The 18,065-nt window shown below is 43.5% G+C and carries 10 protein-coding genes and 1 riboswitch; of the genes, 6 read left to right on the plus strand and 4 right to left on the minus strand.

Annotated features, from left to right (window positions below; all coding sequences use genetic code 11):
* Position 1 precedes the first annotated feature (1 nt).
* Complete coding sequence (gene csrD, locus AB4407_RS16185; protein ID WP_372121283.1) at positions 2-2,017, minus strand: RNase E specificity factor CsrD; 2,016 nt, start codon at positions 2,015-2,017, stop codon at positions 2-4.
* A 161-nt stretch (positions 2,018-2,178) separates the two neighbouring features.
* Complete coding sequence (locus AB4407_RS16190) at positions 2,179-2,736, minus strand: single-stranded DNA-binding protein (protein ID WP_372121284.1); 558 nt, start codon at positions 2,734-2,736, stop codon at positions 2,179-2,181.
* Positions 2,737-3,014: 278 nt separating this feature from the next.
* Between AB4407_RS16190 and AB4407_RS16195 the strand changes: the two genes are divergently transcribed.
* The 4 genes from AB4407_RS16195 (at position 3,015) to AB4407_RS16210 (ending at position 9,619) form a co-directional block, all read left to right on the plus strand.
* On the plus strand, positions 3,015-3,662 hold the full coding sequence (locus AB4407_RS16195; protein ID WP_139685670.1) for a LuxR C-terminal-related transcriptional regulator: 648 nt from the start codon (positions 3,015-3,017) through the stop codon (positions 3,660-3,662).
* Positions 3,663-3,816: 154 nt separating this feature from the next.
* On the plus strand, positions 3,817-4,689 hold the full coding sequence (galU, locus tag AB4407_RS16200; RefSeq protein WP_372121285.1) for a UTP--glucose-1-phosphate uridylyltransferase GalU: 873 nt from the start codon (positions 3,817-3,819) through the stop codon (positions 4,687-4,689).
* Positions 4,690-4,927: 238 nt separating this feature from the next.
* Complete coding sequence (gene uvrA, locus AB4407_RS16205; RefSeq protein ID WP_372121286.1) at positions 4,928-7,759, plus strand: excinuclease ABC subunit UvrA; 2,832 nt, start codon at positions 4,928-4,930, stop codon at positions 7,757-7,759.
* Between the two features lie 96 nt (positions 7,760-7,855).
* Complete coding sequence (locus AB4407_RS16210; RefSeq protein ID WP_372121287.1) at positions 7,856-9,619, plus strand: PglL family O-oligosaccharyltransferase; 1,764 nt, start codon at positions 7,856-7,858, stop codon at positions 9,617-9,619.
* A gap of 111 nt (positions 9,620-9,730) precedes the next feature.
* On the opposite strand, the gene AB4407_RS16215 is transcribed toward AB4407_RS16210, so the two are convergent.
* On the minus strand, positions 9,731-10,870 hold the full coding sequence (locus tag AB4407_RS16215) for an alanine--glyoxylate aminotransferase family protein (RefSeq protein ID WP_372121288.1): 1,140 nt from the start codon (positions 10,868-10,870) through the stop codon (positions 9,731-9,733).
* 177 nt (positions 10,871-11,047) lie between these two features.
* Positions 11,048-11,225: riboswitch (Lysine riboswitch) on the plus strand.
* Between the two features lie 108 nt (positions 11,226-11,333).
* Between AB4407_RS16215 and lysC the strand changes: the two genes are divergently transcribed.
* Complete coding sequence (lysC, locus tag AB4407_RS16220; RefSeq protein ID WP_372121289.1) at positions 11,334-12,701, plus strand: lysine-sensitive aspartokinase 3; 1,368 nt, start codon at positions 11,334-11,336, stop codon at positions 12,699-12,701.
* A gap of 111 nt (positions 12,702-12,812) precedes the next feature.
* Here the strand turns inward: lysC and metH are convergent, their stop codons facing one another.
* Positions 12,813-16,490 carry a methionine synthase gene (gene metH, locus AB4407_RS16225; protein ID WP_372121290.1) on the minus strand — a complete coding sequence of 1,226 codons (3,678 nt, stop codon included), beginning with the start codon at positions 16,488-16,490 and terminating at the stop codon, positions 12,813-12,815.
* Positions 16,491-16,659: 169 nt separating this feature from the next.
* Here metH and AB4407_RS16230 point away from each other — a divergent pair, with 169 nt between their 5' ends.
* Positions 16,660-17,940 carry a cation:proton antiporter gene (locus AB4407_RS16230; RefSeq protein WP_372121291.1) on the plus strand — a complete coding sequence of 427 codons (1,281 nt, stop codon included), beginning with the start codon at positions 16,660-16,662 and terminating at the stop codon, positions 17,938-17,940.
* Positions 17,941-18,065: the final 125 nt, after the last annotated feature.

Raw genomic sequence — 18,065 nt, forward strand, 5'->3', positions numbered from 1 at the left:
CTTAACTATTACTCTTACGCCATCGATTTCTTCGACCGACTTTTACAACGGATTCAGCTTTCACTGTCTTCTCCCCTAGAATAGGCAAGGGAATTATTTGTTGTTCTTCGTCGAAATATCTCCCTTGATAACCGTTAATACCTAACTCTATCAAGGTATTCTTTTCTTGTTTTGTCTCAACTCCGACCGCGATCACTTCAGTTGGAGAATCACCGCATGCTCCAATCAGACTTCGAACAAACAGTTGGTTTTCATGCCTTTGATCGATTTTCTTTACCAAACTTCGATGAAGCTTAATATAGTTAACCTTCAAATCCTTTATATAATGAGTGCTAACAATGGTTCGCCCAGCTTGGCCAACCACCACTTTACACCCTAACCCTCGTAACATCTTCGCCACTGGTCGCATATAATCAAGGTGAGTAATTAGATGGCCTTCTGAAAACTCAAAAGCAAGCTGAGAACGATGCTGAGCAGACAGCTGTAACAACTCACTTCTGAACCATTTAAAATGTGATTTATTTGCAAACGGAGTGACACTCAAGTTCACAGAATAATTGACAGGCTGTGTTGATACTTTCAGCGACTTAAACAAAACCTTCAAAACCGATTGATCCATTTGAGCTTGATAACCGACTTGTTCTACCGCAGACATAAAGCGAGATGATTTCAATAAACCTTTGTCTGGATCTTGAATTCTAATAAATATTTCTTTATGCAATTCATTGGCTTGACCTGAATCCGGCATAAGATAACACCGCTGAGCAAAGATTACTAAATTTTCAGGTAGCAGGGCTTTATCAAGTAATGTTCTCCAGCGAACACTGCCTCTGTCTATCTCACTTTTATTTTCTTTTGGGTAACGGCTCCAGTTATTAATACGCTCTAACTGAGCGCTCTTTAACGCGGTTTCCGTTTCATCCATAATTTGGCTATGACGTTCACCTTCGGTATACATGGTCACGCCAATATGGCACCAGTTATCTGATTCCAAAGGGTCCGGCGGAGTCAATTTATCTAATTGCCTTAAACATTGAGCTGCCAACGTCGCAATATCCTTTGTTCCTTGATGTGGAATAAACACGGCAAAGTCTGCTTCGTAATAGCGAGAAAAAATGACGTCGGGATAACGCTGAACAATATTCGACAATACTTCACCAACTTCAATAATAAATCCGTCGGTGATCTGCTTGTCATTGGCATCTCGAACTTGCTCCCACTCGTCGATACGTATCAGTAAAACGCCTCCACGAGCGCCACTTTCATGCAGTGCCGATTCAAGTTTGTTATCAAATAGTACTCGGTTGGCTGTACCAGTGAGCTTATCTAGAAAAGTATGGGTGCGAATAAAAGTATCAAAGCGACTTCGCTCTTGGCGTGCATCTTTCAACTCTTCAATCAGTACATCAAGCGCTTCACTTGCCGTATATGGCCATTCTCGCTCGTCCCCTTTTGAATGAGCCTCTACCTGCCCAGCAAGGATCATTCTCCCTCGCTCTTCCAAAATCTCTGATCCCATTAACTGTTCTTTTAACCAACGAACACCACGAGCCAAACAGAAAAGGATCAATGCCACCGCCAAAGTAATCGACCACATAGCTTCAATCGAATAGTTGTAACCAATATAAGGAGGGAGTGCTTTAAATTCGATTTGATAGCCTTCATTTCGGTCTAAAATGAAACTTCTTTCATAGAGGCGATTTGGATCAATTTGTGGGGAGGTATCTTTAAATCTGTAAACGATACCGGTCTTGTTTGAAAGCTTCATCTCAACGATATTGCTTGCCTGCAACATCTTAGGCATCCAACGTTGCATTGAATACGCAGCATCTGGATCTTCCATCTCTTTATCTACGACGTCGACAATACCAACCAAATAATGGTCTAAATATTCCTGTCCAATACGCTTAAAGGAGAGTGTGCCACCAATAAAAAGAATGAACATCGCACTGATCACTATCACGGTGACAAATGCGACCAATCGAGTGCTCAATTTTAGTGTCGGGGTATATCTCATGAATAACGAAATCCTTTTCAACTCACATTATACCGTATTGCTACTTATACTATAAATTGACGTTGTAAATAAAGCGTTAAGAATTGTAGGTAACAAAAAGCCGCGATGAACGCGGCTTCTTCCAATTTAATACTGTTTTTATAATATATTAAAAACAGTGCTTAAAATGGGATGTCATCATCAAAATCCATCGGCGGCTCATTATATTGAGGTTGAGCCTGCTGAGGAGCTTGTTGAGGTGCTTTCGGCTGCTGTTGAGCTGGCGCACTGTATTGTTGCTGCTGTTGTTGTGGCTGCTGTGGCTGACCCCAACTACCTTGCTGTTGGTTGTTACTCATACCACCTTGAGCAGGAGCACCGCCTTGAGCACGGCCGCCAAGCATTTGCATTACACCATTGAAGCCTTGAACAACAACTTCTGTAGTGTAGCGGTCTTGACCGCTTTGATCTTGCCATTTACGAGTTTGAAGTTGACCTTCAATGTAAACTTGAGAACCTTTACGTAGGTACTCACCAGCAACTTCCGCCAGCTTTCCAAACAGAGCAACACGGTGCCATTCTGTTTTTTCACGCTGTTCGCCAGTTGCTTTATCACGCCATGACTCTGACGTTGCAATGGTAATGTTCGCTACTGCGCCGCCATTTGGCATGTAACGAATTTCAGGGTCATTACCTAGGTTACCCACTAATATAACTTTGTTAACTCCACGGCTAGCCATGATTTGCTCCGTCTAAATTCATAGTCTCTGGAAATTTTAGCGCACAAGAATAGCATGCTTTTATTCAGTGATAAATCGCATTCCTATTCTCTCCTCACGACAAAGATTAAAAACGTAACAAATCATGATATTCAGAGCGATGTTGCTTTTTTCTCCACTTACAAACCACTCATTTACTTTTTGAATTGATATTCAACGCAATTCATAATGAGAGCGCTAGAGAAGTCAAAGTGTGCATGGCAACGTGAAATCTCATTAAATATAAACAGGACGTTTCTATGAGAAAATCTCGATACGCTCGCACTTTACACTTTCTGTGCATCGACCCGAACGACACCTACCTACATGTTAAAGAGATAGAAAAACACTTATCCATAATTCTCTACAAAATGACACCAGGTGAATTGATGCTAGTTGATAGGAAACAGAGCAATCGTATCCTGCTCGTTGATTACAAAGAGGTAAAACAGCTACTGGCTATTTGTCCTAACCTGACCGTGATGTGGAAGAATCATGAGATCATCTTATTCAATGTTCCTCTACAGCTTCCTACCTCTGAGCTGCTGACCTACGGGGTGTTAAAAGGACTGTTTTACAATACAGATCAAAAGGACAAGATTGCTCGTGGTCTTCAAGAAGTGATCGATGGTGATAATTGGTTACCAAGGAAGGTGACTAATCAGCTTCTATTTTATTATCGTAATATGGTCAATACCAATACGACCCCAACCAATGTTGATTTAACTATTCGTGAAATCCAAGTCATTCGCTGCCTTCAATCAGGATCATCAAATACTCAAATAGCCGATGACCTTTTCATTAGCGAATTCACGGTCAAATCCCACCTCTATCAAATATTCCGTAAGTTAGCGGTGAAAAATAGAGTCCAAGCTATTGCATGGGCAAACCAAAACTTGCTTGCATAACCGCTCCACCTCTAATCTGACAATAATTATGAGGGAAGCTCGAGTAATCATAGGTATTGTTGCTGAATTTTCGACACAACATATGCTAGAGTTGCCCTCAGAAATATCAACAAATCAGTTGAATCAATAATTATTATAGATAAAGGGTCTTATCATGATCAAAAAGTGCCTTTTCCCGGCAGCTGGCTACGGTACACGCTTCCTACCAGCAACGAAGTCAATGCCGAAAGAAATGATGCCTGTTGTGAACAAACCTCTGATTGAATACGGCGTTGAAGAAGCCATCGAAGCAGGTATGGATGGTATGTGTATTGTTACTGGCCGTGGTAAGCACTCATTGATGGATCACTTTGATAAGAACTACGAGCTTGAGCACCAAATTAGCGGTACCAATAAAGAAGACTTGCTAATCAATATTCGTGAGACGATTGAAGCAGCAAACTTCACCTACATTCGTCAACGCGAAATGAAAGGTCTAGGTCATGCTATCTTGACGGGGCGTGAGCTTGTGGGTGATGAACCGTTCGCGGTTGTGCTTGCTGATGACCTTTGTGTGAACGAACAGCAAGGTGTACTGGCTCAAATGGTTGCTTTATACAAGCAATTCCGCTGTTCAATTGTGGCTGTACAAGAAGTTCCTGAAGAAGAGACTCACAAATACGGTGTTATCTCTGGCGAGATGATCAAAGATGATCTGTTCCGTGTCGATGACATGGTAGAAAAACCAGAACCAGGTACTGCTCCAAGCAACCTAGCGATCATTGGCCGTTATATCCTGACTCCAGATATCTTTGAGCTTATCGAGCAGACTGAACCAGGCAAAGGCGGCGAAATCCAAATCACTGATGCATTGCTAAAACAAGCAAAAGCAGGCTGTGTGTTGGCTTACAAATTTAAAGGCCAACGTTTTGATTGCGGTAGTGTTGAAGGTTATATCGAAGCAACAAACTACTGTTTTGAAAATCTATACAAAAAAGACCAAAAGCAAATCGAACTAGGTAAGCACTCAACAACAAAAGAAGCTTAATCGCTAATTTTGGCTCACCCACTGTTTAGCTATTGATCGGTTTAACTATTTAGCTATTTAGCTATTTAGCTATTTAATTAATAGCCATTAGCGGTTGGTTAACAGCACATTAAATGATTCCAAGGGTGACTCAAAAGAGTCGCCCTTTTTTGTTTACTGTTTTTTTATCCAGTAAAACTTTGCACAAATCTCACTCTATGTAATACTTTAGCCACTTAAAATTACATGGTCTGTTGAGATGGATAAAATAGAAATTAGAGGCGCTCGTACGCATAACCTCAAAGACATTAACCTAACCATACCTCGTGATAAGCTGACGGTTATCACTGGATTATCAGGTTCAGGAAAGTCGTCACTTGCGTTTGATACCCTCTACGCAGAAGGTCAACGTCGTTATGTTGAGTCTTTGTCGGCCTATGCTCGTCAATTTCTATCTCTCATGGAAAAGCCTGATGTCGACCACATCGAAGGTTTATCTCCAGCCATCTCCATCGAACAGAAATCAACTTCTCACAACCCTCGTTCAACTGTTGGCACCATCACTGAGGTCTATGATTACCTAAGACTGCTTTATGCTCGTGTCGGTGAACCGCGCTGTCCTGATCACAATACCCCTCTTGCAGCACAAACCATCAGCCAAATGGTCGATAAAGTCTTAGAACTGCCTGCTGGTTCAAAGATGATGCTGTTGGCTCCGATAGTCAAAGAACGTAAAGGGGAGCACGTTAAAACGCTTGAGAACCTAGCGGCTCAAGGTTTTATACGAGCTCGTATTGATGGTGAAACCTGTGATCTATCCGATCCACCAGCACTTGAACTTCATAAGAAGCATACCATTGAAGTTGTGGTAGACAGATTCAAAGTTCGTCCTGATCTTCAACAGCGTTTAGCTGAGTCATTCGAGACCACATTAGAGCTATCTGGCGGCATCGCTGTCGTCGGTTGGATGGATGAAACAGACCAAGAAGAGATCGTATTCTCTGCTAACTTCGCTTGTCCAAAGTGTGGCTACAGCATGCAGGAACTAGAGCCTCGCCTATTCTCTTTCAATAACCCAGCTGGGGCATGCGGTACTTGTGATGGTCTTGGGGTTCAGCAGTATTTTGACCCAAGCCGAGTGATTTTGGATGAGAACCTAAGTATCGCAGAAGGTGCGATCAAAGGTTGGGATCAAAAGAACTATTACTATTTCCAGATGCTAACATCGCTGTCAGAACATTATGGTTTTGATTTGTATGCGCCACTTAATTCTCTGCCTAAAAAGACTCAAGAGATCATTCTTAAAGGATCAGGTCGTACTGAAGTGGAATTCAAGTACATCAATGACCGAGGAGATATTCGAGTTAAGCGTCATCCGTTTGAAGGCATCTTAAATACGCTAGAGCGCCGTTACCGTGATACGGAATCAAGCTCAGTTCGAGAGGATCTTGCTAAATACATCTCAACGAAGTCATGCTCAAGCTGCGATGGTACTCGTCTAAGATTAGAAGCTCGAAATGTATTTATCGGCGATACAACACTGCCTGAAATCGTTGAGCTCAGTATTGCTGACGCACTGCAATTTTTCCAAGAATTGAAGTTAGACGGTCAGCGTGGACAAATTGCTGATAAAGTGATGAAAGAGATCAATGACCGCCTACATTTCCTAGTCAACGTTGGTTTGAACTACCTTAATCTATCACGCAGTGCTGAAACTCTGTCTGGTGGTGAGGCACAACGGATTCGTCTAGCAAGTCAAATCGGTGCTGGTTTGGTTGGCGTTATGTACGTCTTGGATGAGCCATCGATTGGCCTCCACCAGCGCGATAATGAACGTTTACTGCAAACTTTGGTTCACCTCAGAGATCTAGGTAATACGGTGCTTGTTGTGGAACATGACGAAGACGCTATCCGTTGTGCTGACCATGTTATCGATATCGGTCCGGGCGCTGGCGTGCATGGTGGACACGTGGTTGCAGAAGGCACCATGCAAGACATCATCGAAAACCCGAACTCTTTGACAGGACAATACCTAAGCGGTGCAAAAGAAATTGCAGTACCAAAAGAGAGAACGCCGATCGATAAGAAAAAGGTTGTAGAGATCGTTGGTGCGACGGGGAACAACCTCAAGAATGTGACCGCGACGATTCCAGTTGGCTTATTCAGCTGTATAACTGGGGTATCTGGTTCAGGTAAATCAACACTAATCAATGACACCTTCTTCAAAGTCGCCCACACTCAATTAAACGGGGCCACGACTGCTGTTCCTGCACAGCACAAAAAGATTAAAGGATTAGAACATTTTGATAAGGTGATCGACATAGATCAAAGCCCTATCGGTCGTACACCAAGATCGAACCCTGCAACCTATACAGGAATCTTCACTCCTATCCGTGAACTATTCGCAGGCACACAAGAGTCACGAGCTCGTGGTTATAAACCAGGTCGATTCAGCTTTAACGTTCGTGGTGGTCGTTGTGAGGCTTGTCAGGGTGATGGCGTAATCAAAGTAGAGATGCACTTCTTGCCGGATGTGTATGTGCCGTGTGATGTGTGTAAAGGCAAGCGCTATAACCGTGAAACACTAGAAGTTCGCTACAAAGGAAAAACCATTGACGAAGTTCTAGAAATGACAGTGGAAGATGCAAGAGAGTACTTCAACCCTGTTCCAGTAATTGCTCGTAAGCTGCAAACCTTAATGGATGTTGGCCTTTCCTACATTCGCCTCGGACAAGCAGCGACAACCTTATCTGGTGGTGAAGCCCAACGTGTTAAATTGGCACGTGAGCTATCGAAACGAGATACAGGTAAAACCCTATACATTCTCGACGAGCCAACAACAGGGCTTCACTTCCACGATATCCAGCAGCTATTAACGGTATTACATAGATTACGTGATCACGGCAATACGGTTGTCGTGATTGAGCACAACCTAGACGTAGTTAAAACGGCTGACTGGATCTTAGATTTAGGCCCAGAAGGCGGCCAAGGTGGCGGTGAAATTGTTGCAGAAGGTACTCCTGAAGATGTGGCGTTAGTCGAAGGTTCGCACACTGCTCGCTTCCTTAAGCCTATGTTAAATTTGAAGTAGGTGTAAAATAGCTCCCTGCGTTCAGACAGAAAAATGTTAAAGTAACAGAGCTTGTTTCAGAAGGAACAAGCTCTGTTTTTATAAGGTTAGAGATTTATGGCAACAATACATACTAGCGGTACCCAGCTAGAAAATCAGAGAACTCAGCTTCCGCTTAACAAGACATTCCTTGCCTCTCTAGCTGTTGTATTCTTATTAGCCATGCATTTTTTCATGCCCAACCCTGGAGGCTCTGGCCTCACTTTATCCTTTAATCCAACCACTTGGTTAGCTCTTAGCTTTACGCTGGCGATTGGCTTCTACCAGCTTGCCACTAACCGAACACTCAAATATTCAAAGTTAACCGTTGGCTTGTTGATAAGCTGCATCATACTCACACTGCCGGTTTTATACAGCAACGCAGTTCCTCAAGCCGCATCAGGGCGCTTACTTGGATTGTGGGCGGGCTTTACATTATTCGTCGTGCTGCAACAATTTAAGTTCAGCAATAAGCACAAGCAGCGCATTTTGTGGTTCATTGTGCTTGCTGTTGTCATACAGGCACTATTTGGCTATGTGCAATATTTCCTATTAGAACCTGGCAACCTATTTGGCTACAACACTGCTGCAAACCGACCATATGGGATATTCCAACAACCGAATGTTATGGCAAGCTTTCTTGCTACAGGTTTTGTGCTGTCAGCTTATCTCTTGGTAAGGCAGCCTGCTAAATATAACCATAAGATCAGCGAGTCACTCCTACTGTATTTAACACCAGCCTTAACCGTACCTCTGCTGATCATCATCGTATCACGTACCGGATGGTTGGCTGCCGTCATTGGGTTTGTCTGCATTCTGCCTTATCTATACAAGTTCTCGACCAAGAAACGCTTCTACGGATGGTGTATATCAGTAGTGGCTGGTATCGCTGTTGCGTTTACGGTTATTAACCTCAGTGCTACAGACAGTATCGCTAGCAAGAAGGTGAATCTAGAAAGCCCACGAGCTTATACCTTCCCACAAGCTCTAGATATGATGATCGAAAAGCCATTTACCGGTTATGGTTACGGGAAATTTGAATCTGAGTACACCTTGTATACGGCTCGCCAACATCAACTCAACTCGAACTATCATCCCGGCCTTCCTTCAATGGATCACCCTCACAATGAGTTCCTGCTTTGGGGAGTTGAAGGGGGCATAGTACCAATCATCGGAATCTTGATTGCTGCAATATTGGTTATGTCACGCATAGCAAGTTCTGCAAAGGGAACGCGTCTAGCCCTGCTCGCGTTATTCATCCCAATCCTTTTGCACTCTCAACTTGAGTATCCTTTTTACCACTCGGCGATTCACTGGATAACATTCATTATATTGATTTACTGGGTCGATCAACGCTCTTCCCGACACTATCAACAGCCGTTCAGTATCATCAGTAAAACCTTGTTTCGAGTATCGAGCTTAGTAATACCTATCTTGGTCAGTTTTTATATGTTGAGCGCTCTGCATACCAACTATGTCCTGACTAAGTTTGAGCTGTCTAAGCCTAAAGACCCAGACATTCTTAAGCAAGTAACCAACCCCGTAGTCTGGAAAGATCGCTATGATTGGGATGTGTACAGTACCTATCTAAATATCGGCCTCTACAAAGCCGATCCTAGCCTGATCCAACCTTATATAGATTGGTCGCTAGAGATCATAAAGAGTAAGCCAAGGCCTACTTTCTACAGTAACCTGATTCTCGCGTATCAAGGATTAGGTGATCACAGCAAGGCGGAACAAATTCGCAGTGAAGCGAGCTTCTTGTTCCCAAATCGAGACTTTTCCAAGGTTCAGTATAAGAAGATATCGGAAGCAGAAAACAACATTTCTTCAGCTAAATGACGCCAAGGAATCTAGAGTCATTTTGCTGTAATGACGTTTAGCCTATAGCCTAGACACAAAAAAGCGCACATTCTCTCGTGCGCTTTTCTTTTAAACTTCAATTTATTAGCGTTATTTTAAAACGTCTTGTAACGCTTTTAAGCACAAAGCGACATTCTCTTTTCTAGCGCCATAACCCATTAAACCAATACGCCAAGCCTTACCAGCCAAAGAACCCAGCCCTGCACCAATTTCAAGATTATACTCTTCTAAAAGTTGCGTTCTGATCTTAGCTTCATCAATTCCTTCAGGGAAATAAAGTGCGTTAAGCTGCGGTAAGCGACTCTCTTCATCAACCACAAACTTTAACCCTAGTGCTTCTACGCCATCTTTAAGCTCTTGATGCATCGCATGATGACGAGACCAAGTATTATCTAGACCTTCATTTTTCAATAGCACGAGAGACTCGTGCAGTGCATAGAGGCTATTTACGGGTGCAGTATGGTGATAACTACGCTTACCTTCACCGCTCCAATAACCTAATACTAGGCTTTGATCTAAGAACCAACTTTGCACAGGTGACTGGCGCGATTTCATTTTATCAACGGCACGCTGAGAGAAAGTCACCGGAGATAGACCCGGCACACAAGACAAACACTTTTGGCTTCCAGAATAAACCGCATCAAGCTGCCACTCATCAACCAGCAATGGCACACCACCTAGTGATGTCACTGCATCAACAATCGTTAACGCATCAAACTGACGAGCGATAGCTGAGATAGCTTGAGCATCAGATAGCGCCCCGGTTGATGTCTCTGCATGCACAAAAGCAACCGCAACAGCGTCAGGGTTGTCCGATAGTGCTTGTTCTACTTTTTCAACTGAAACGGGCTTGCCCCACTCATCATCAACAAGGATCGCTTCGCCACCACAGCGCACCACGTTTTCTCGCATACGCTCACCGAAGACACCGTTACGACAAACAATCACCTTTTCACCAGGCTCAATCAGGTTAACAAAACAGGTTTCCATACCTGCACTGCCTGGTGCAGAGACAGCAATCGTAAATTCGTTTTCCGTCTGAAAAGCGTATTTGAGAAGCTGTTTAAGCTCATCCATCATCGTAATAAATAGCGGGTCTAGGTGACCAATAGTTGGGCGGCTTAAGGCCTGTAAAACTTGAGGAGAAATGTCTGAAGGCCCCGGCCCCATTAACGTTCGGTGTGGCGGATAAAAACTATCAATAGCAGTAGTGAGTGTTAAATTAGACATGTACATACCTTACGTTAATGTTGTCAACAATCCACCCTAAAGCAAATTGATTACCTCAGCAATTAGCCATAAGTATTGAGGTCAAACCAGTGTCACATAATTGTTAAAATTATTTTTCAATTATCTCACGTTACGTGATTGACATTATTTGCGCAAACGCGTTCAATGAAATGGCTATCTAGCAGAAGAGGAGCACTGCCCAGGCAGGTGTTTTGTGGAACCGCATTTCCAATACAAAACATTTATGGGGAGCAGTGCCGAGATAATAAAAGGATGCAGGACCTTTATTATCGGTTGAGCGGGCTGAATCCCGTCAACTGTCGCCATTTCTATATGGTGAAGAGCTTCTGAGGTTACTATTCTAATAATTCCTCTCTTTTTGCTCTAAAACTCTCTTCGAAAAACATCGGACGTTGGATTACCCAACCGTAATTTTATTTTAGGAAGTCGTGGGAGATATATCGTGAGTGCATCTAATGTAGCTGGTTCTTTTAATGTCGCTAAGTTTGGTGGTACAAGTGTTGCCAACTTTGAAGCAATGAGCCGTTGTGCTGCCATTATTGAAAACAACTCAAATACCAAGTTAGTCATAAGTTCTGCGTGTTCTGGTGTGACCAATTTGCTCGTTGAACTTGCGAATGGCGTTCAAGATAAAGCTCGTCGTCAGGAATTGATGGCTCAATTAGCGGACATTCATAACGCAATTCTTGGCCAACTGGCAGACTCAGTCAGCATCGAAAAAGAAGTTCACAGCATTCTTGATGACATTGCGAGCGCAGCAGAAGCGGCATCATTTCAAACCAGTACCAAACTGACTGATCACCTTGTCGCATGTGGCGAGTTGATGTCGACACACATCTTGGCTCAGATCATTCGTGAACGAGGCACACCTGCAGTTCGCTTTGATATCAGAGAAGTGATGCGCACTAATGATGACTTCGGCAAAGCAGAACCTCAACTAAAAGATATTTCCGCTCTAGCGCAAGAGAAACTTATGCCACTTTGCCAACAGCAAGTTGTCGTTACTCAAGGTTTTATCGGCGCTGATAGTGAAGGCAACACCACGACTTTAGGTCGCGGGGGCAGTGATTATTCGGCTGCACTGATTGCCGAATCAGTACAAGCAATTGGCTTAGAAATTTGGACGGATGTTCCGGGGATCTACACTACCGATCCTCGTATTGCACCTAAAGCTTCTCCTATCCCAGAGATCAGCTTTAGTGAAGCATCGGAAATGGCAAACTTTGGTGCGAAGATCTTACACCCATCAACTCTAGTACCTGCACTGCGCCACCAAATCCCAGTATTTGTCGGCTCTTCTAAAGCACCAGAGCTCGGTGGAACTTGGATTCGTCAAGAAGTTGAAAGCTCCCCTCTATTTAGAGCGCTTGCCCTACGCTGCAACCAAACTATGGTTACACTCCGCAGCGCTAACATGTTTCATGCCTATGGCTTCTTGGCAAAGGTATTCGAGATCCTTGCTAAACATAAGATCTCGGTCGATCTTATCACCACCTCAGAGATCAGTGTGTCACTCACTCTGGATCAAACAGACACTTCAGGTGGTGCTCCTGAGTTACCTGAAGCCGCTCGTCTTGAGCTTGAAGAGCTGTGTTCTGTCGATATTGAGCACGACCTATGCCTTGTTGCGCTTATTGGTAACAACATGAGCGAAAGCAAAGGCTATGCAAAGCAGGTATTCGGCACTCTTGAAGACTTCAACCTGCGTATGATTTGCTACGGTGCAAGCCCACACAATCTGTGCTTCTTGTTGGACGAACCTGTATCTAAACTGGCAATTCAAAAACTGCATCAAGAGCTTTTTGAATAAGAAGGCAATTAATAGATAGGGTTGAGTTAACCAAATCACAAATACAAAAAGGGTTGCGATTCAGCAACCCTTTCTCTTTCTAGCTTTACGAACAACTCACTGATTCCAGAGTTAGTTGATATTTGGCCCTAACCACTTCTCAGCTTCCAACATATCCCAGCCTTTACGGTCGGCATAGCTATCTACTTGATCCTGTTGAATCTGGGCTATCGCAAAGTATCGAGCATCAGGGTGTGAGAAGTACATCCCTGATACTGAAGCACCTGGCCACATCGCGTAACTAGACGTCAGTGACATATCGATGGCCTTCTCAACGTCCATCAACTCCCACAATGTACCTTTCTCTGTGTGCTCTGGACAAGCAGGATAACCAGGAGCAGGACGGATACCTTGGTATTTCTCTCGAATCAAATCGTCGTTAGACAAGTCCTCATCTGGCGAGTAACCCCAAATGTCCTTTCTCACTTCTTTATGCAGATACTCCGCGAACGCTTCAGCCAATCGGTCAGCAACCGCTTGAATCATGATTGCGTTGTAGTCATCACCTTTCGCTTTGTATTCATCAGCCAGTTCTCGCTCACCAATACCGCCGGTCACCGCAAAACCACCAATCCAGTCCGCTTTACCGCTCTCTTTTGGCGCAATGTAATCAGACAGACAATAGTTAAACCCTTTAGGCTTTTCGGTTTGTTGACGAAGGTTATGTAGAACCTTTAGAACTTCAGTACGAGACTCATCGGTATACACTTCAATATCATCACCAACACTGTTCGCTGGGAACATGGCACACATACCACGCGCTTCAAGCAGCTTCTCTTTCTCTACGCGATCCAGTAAATCATTGGCATCTTTGAATAAACGTTTTGCTTCTTCACCCACTTCTTCATGATCAAGGATCGCAGGGTACTTACCAACCAATGACCATGTCATAAAGAATGGAGTCCAATCGATGTACTGACGCAGAGTAGCTACATCAAAATCATTGAAGATGTGAACTCCCGGCTTAGCGGGTGCCGGTGGCGTATACGCATCCCAATCGATAGCGACTTTATTGGCACGAGCTCTTTCAAGTGTGACAGGCTTAGTGCGCGGCTTCTTACGATTGTGCTGGTCTCGAACGCGATCATAGTCGATATCTAGCTTCTCAACGAAAGCGGGCTTCAATTCATCAGAAAGTAGTGAAGTACACACACCTACAGCGCGCGAGGCATTATTTACGTATACAACAGGTTCTGAATAATTTTGTTCAATCTTGACCGCAGTGTGCGCTTTAGATGTAGTTGCGCCGCCGATCAATAGAGGAAGCTTAAAACCTTGTCTTTCCATCTCTTTGGCAACGTGTACCATTTCATCAAGAGATGGCGTGATCAAACCAGACAGACCGATAATATCGACGTTCTCTTCTTTAGCGACTTTCAGAATCTTTTCGCAAGAAACCATTACACCGAGATCGATAATTTCGTAGTTGTTACATTGCAAAACCACGCCAACGATATTCTTACCGATATCGTGTACGTCACCTTTAACGGTCGCTAATAGAATCTTACCGTTAGTTGCGCCCACTTCTTTGGATGCATTGATGAATGGTTCTAGGTGGGCAACCGCCTGTTTCATAACACGCGCAGACTTTACAACCTGTGGTAAGAACATCTTACCTTCACCAAATAGGTCACCGACAACGTTCATGCCGTCCATTAGAGGGCCTTCAATCACCTCGATAGGGCGAGAGGCATTAACGCGAGCTTCTTCGGTATCTTCAACGATAAAATCGGTGATACCTTTAACCAAAGAGTGCTCTAAGCGCTTCTCTACAGGCCAAGTTCTCCATTCTAGAGCAGATTTATCTTCAACCTTACCGACAGCACGCTCTAGGTATTCGGTCGCCATTTCAAGCAAACGTTCCGTCGAATCATCACGACGGTTTAGTACAACATCTTCAACAGCATCACGCAGATCTTCTGGAACATTATCGTAAATTTCCAGCTGACCGGCGTTTACGATGCCCATATCCATACCATTTTTAAAACAGTGATATAGGAATACTGCGTGGATTGCCTCACGAACGTAGTTATTGCCACGGAATGAGAACGACACGTTCGACACGCCACCAGAGATCATCGCATGAGGGAGATCGCGTTTGATATCTCCCACTGCTTCAATGAAATCGACCGCATAGTTGTTATGCTCATCAATACCAGTCGCAACTGCGAAGATATTCGGGTCAAAAATAATGTCTTCAGGTGGGAAGCCAACTTCATCAACAAGAATGTTGTAGGCATTGGTACAGATCTCGACTTTACGCTCTCGAGTATCAGCCTGCCCGACTTCATCGAACGCCATCACAATGACAGCTGCACCATAACGACGAACTAATTTGGCTTGCTCAACAAACTTCTCTTTGCCTTCTTTTAGAGAGATTGAGTTAACGATACCTTTGCCTTGAATACATTTCAGACCAGCTTCGATAACTTCCCACTTAGAAGAGTCGACCATAACAGGCACTTTCGAGATTTCTGGTTCTGAAGCACATAGATTAAGGAATTTAACCATACACGCCTCAGCGTCTAGCATCCCTTCATCCATATTGATATCGATAATTTGAGCACCGTTCTCAACTTGCTCTCGAGCAACACTCAAGGCTTCGTCGTAGAGCTCTTCTTTGATAAGGCGTTTAAAGCGTGCAGAGCCGGTAACATTGGTCCGTTCACCTACATTCACGAACAAAGATTCTTTCGCTATCGTCAGTGGCTCTAGTCCCGAAAGACGACAAGAAACAGGTAAGTCTGGCAATTGACGCGGCGTTACACCTTCAACGGCCACAGCCATTTGACGGATATGCTCTGGCGTAGTACCACAACACCCACCAATTAGGTTCAAGAAGCCACTTTCAGCCCACTCTTTAACATGTTCAGCCATATCTTCCGGAGAAAGGTCATACTCACCAAATGCATTAGGTAAGCCCGCATTAGGGTGAGCGGAAACGTTACATTCTGAGATGCGAGACATCTCACCAACGTACTCTCGCAGTTCATCAGGACCTAATGCACAGTTCAATCCAAATGAGATAGGTTTTACATGACGAAGTGCGTTGTAGAATGCTTCTGTCGTCTGACCTGAAAGCGTACGACCTGAAGCATCAGTAATGGTACCGGAGATCATAACAGGTAGAGTAATGCCCACTTCTTCGAAAACGGATTCAACCGCAAAAGCACACGCTTTCGCGTTCAACGTATCGAAGATAGTTTCGATAAGAATTAAGTCTGAACCGCCCTTAATAAGCGCGCGAGTCGACTCAGAATAAGCTTCAACTAACTCGTCAAAGCTAACATTTCGATAACCTGGATCGTTTACATCAGGCGAGATAGAACAAGTTCGGTTAGTTGGACCTAATACACCCGCGACGAAGCGAGGCTTTTCTGGGGTCTTTGCGGTCCATTCATCAGCCGCTTCACGAGCAAGCTTGGCAGCAGAAAAGTTAATTTCTTCACTAAGGCTTTCCATATCATAGTCGGCCATAGCGATGGTTGTAGCGTTAAAGGTATTGGTTTCGAGGATGTCAGCCCCAGCTTCCAAGTATTCTGAATGGATATCTTTGATAAGCTTAGGCTGTGTAAGAACTAAAAGGTCATTGTTGCCCTTTAAGTCACTGTGCCAATCAGCAAAGCGTTCACCACGATAGTCTTGCTCTTCCAATTTATAATCCTGAATCATGGTGCCCATGCCACCATCAATCAGTAAAATTCGTTGCTTCAACAGAGCGTCAATCTTTTGCCTTACATTACTTCCCACGGTACAACCTCATTCCTTTAATTATCCCTCCATCCTATCACACATTAAAAAGGAGTCTAGACGTCTAAAAAAGGAAATTGATTACCGACTCATGACAAAAAAATGTTTGCTATTTGAGCATGAGACAACGAAAATTCATATTCATACTTTGTTACATGTTGGAATCCCAATGTCGGTCTATTACACCTTATGCTTCTTGTCCGCTGCAGCCATGCTTATTGCTTTCGTGAATACCAAAATTGGTAAAATGCAGACAACCATCGCCATCACAGCTGGCTCAATGATGTTATCTCTATTGATTATCATTGCGGGACAAAACAATTGGTTCCAATTGGCTGACATCGCCTCAGAAACCGTTGCCAGTATCAACTTTGAAGATTTCTTACTTAAGGGAATCTTGGGGTTCTTGCTCTTTGCCGGTGGTTTGGGGATTAAATTACCAAACCTAAAAGACCAGAAGTGGGAAATAACAGTACTCGCTCTTGGTGCTACACTGTTTTCAACCTTCTTTATTGGCTTTGTACTTTATGGGTTCTGTCAATTTGTCGGTATTCAATTTGACCTAATTTATTGCTTACTGTTTGGTTCTCTAATATCTCCAACCGATCCAATAGCTGTATTAGCAATAGTGAAGAAGCTCGATGCTCCCAGACGAATCTCTACTCAAATCGAGGGAGAATCTCTATTCAACGATGGTTTTGGCCTAGTGATCTTCGTTACCCTATTTACTATTGCGTTCGGTACAGAAGCACCGACTGTAGGTAGCGTGACCATGTTATTCGTCCAAGAGGCTATAGGTGGTATCGTCTATGGCTTTGTTCTAGGTTTAATATTCCATTACCTAATCAGCAACACCGATGACCACTCGATGGAGTTGCTATTGACCATCGGTATCCCAACTGCTGGTTATGCGTTTGCTGAAGTTCTACATGTATCAGGACCATTAGCAATGGTGGTATCAGGTATCATGATTGGTAACTGGACTCGCTTTATCGGATTCTCAAAAGAGAGTGAAGATCACCTAGATCATTTCTGGGAATTAATAGATGAATTCTTAAACGGCGTATTATTCCTATTAATTGGTATGTCGATGCTGCTATTCAAATTCCACCAAGAAGACTGGATCTTAATGGCATTCGCAGTCCCTCTAGTATTGAGTGCACGCTACTTGAGTGTTTTCTTGTCTTACATCGGATTTAAACGCTTTAGAACTTACAACCCATGGTCGATTAAGATTCTAACTTGGGGTGGCTTGCGTGGTGGTCTAGCTCTAGCAATGGCTCTTTCAATACCTTCAGGCATTTGGGTAATAGAAGATAAGGCAATAGATGTTAAAGAGATAATCCTTGTTATGACCTATGCAGTAGTAGTGTTCTCAATCTTAGTTCAAGGATCAACAATCACTCCTATGATAGAAAAAGCAAAGCAAGCTGAGAAGAAAGTGAACTAAAACCAATTAAAGAAAAATATGATCTAATTGAGGCCGTCGAACTCTTACAGAAAATCGCTATGGCTAGCCTTAATAATACTGATTTTAAAAAGCTAGCAAGCCAACAAAAACCATTCAAATGAAGG

The organism is Vibrio sp. 10N.261.46.E11, assembly GCF_041472735.1.
In the GTDB taxonomy this organism is placed as follows: domain Bacteria; phylum Pseudomonadota; class Gammaproteobacteria; order Enterobacterales; family Vibrionaceae; genus Vibrio.

Excerpts from the sequence above, each read along its gene's own strand:
- AB4407_RS16190 (WP_372121284.1), bottom strand. The coding sequence starts at position 2,736 with ATGGCTAGCCGTGGAGTTAACAAAGTTATATTAGTGGGTAACCTAGGT.
- AB4407_RS16195 (WP_139685670.1), top strand. The coding sequence starts at position 3,015 with ATGAGAAAATCTCGATACGCTCGCACTTTACACTTTCTGTGCATCGAC.
- galU (WP_372121285.1), top strand. The coding sequence starts at position 3,817 with ATGATCAAAAAGTGCCTTTTCCCGGCAGCTGGCTACGGTACACGCTTC.
- uvrA (WP_372121286.1), top strand. The coding sequence starts at position 4,928 with ATGGATAAAATAGAAATTAGAGGCGCTCGTACGCATAACCTCAAAGAC.
- AB4407_RS16230 (WP_372121291.1), top strand. The coding sequence starts at position 16,660 with ATGTCGGTCTATTACACCTTATGCTTCTTGTCCGCTGCAGCCATGCTT.
- csrD (WP_372121283.1), bottom strand. The coding sequence starts at position 2,017 with ATGAGATATACCCCGACACTAAAATTGAGCACTCGATTGGTCGCATTT.
- AB4407_RS16215 (WP_372121288.1), bottom strand. The coding sequence starts at position 10,870 with ATGTCTAATTTAACACTCACTACTGCTATTGATAGTTTTTATCCGCCA.
- AB4407_RS16210 (WP_372121287.1), top strand. The coding sequence starts at position 7,856 with ATGGCAACAATACATACTAGCGGTACCCAGCTAGAAAATCAGAGAACT.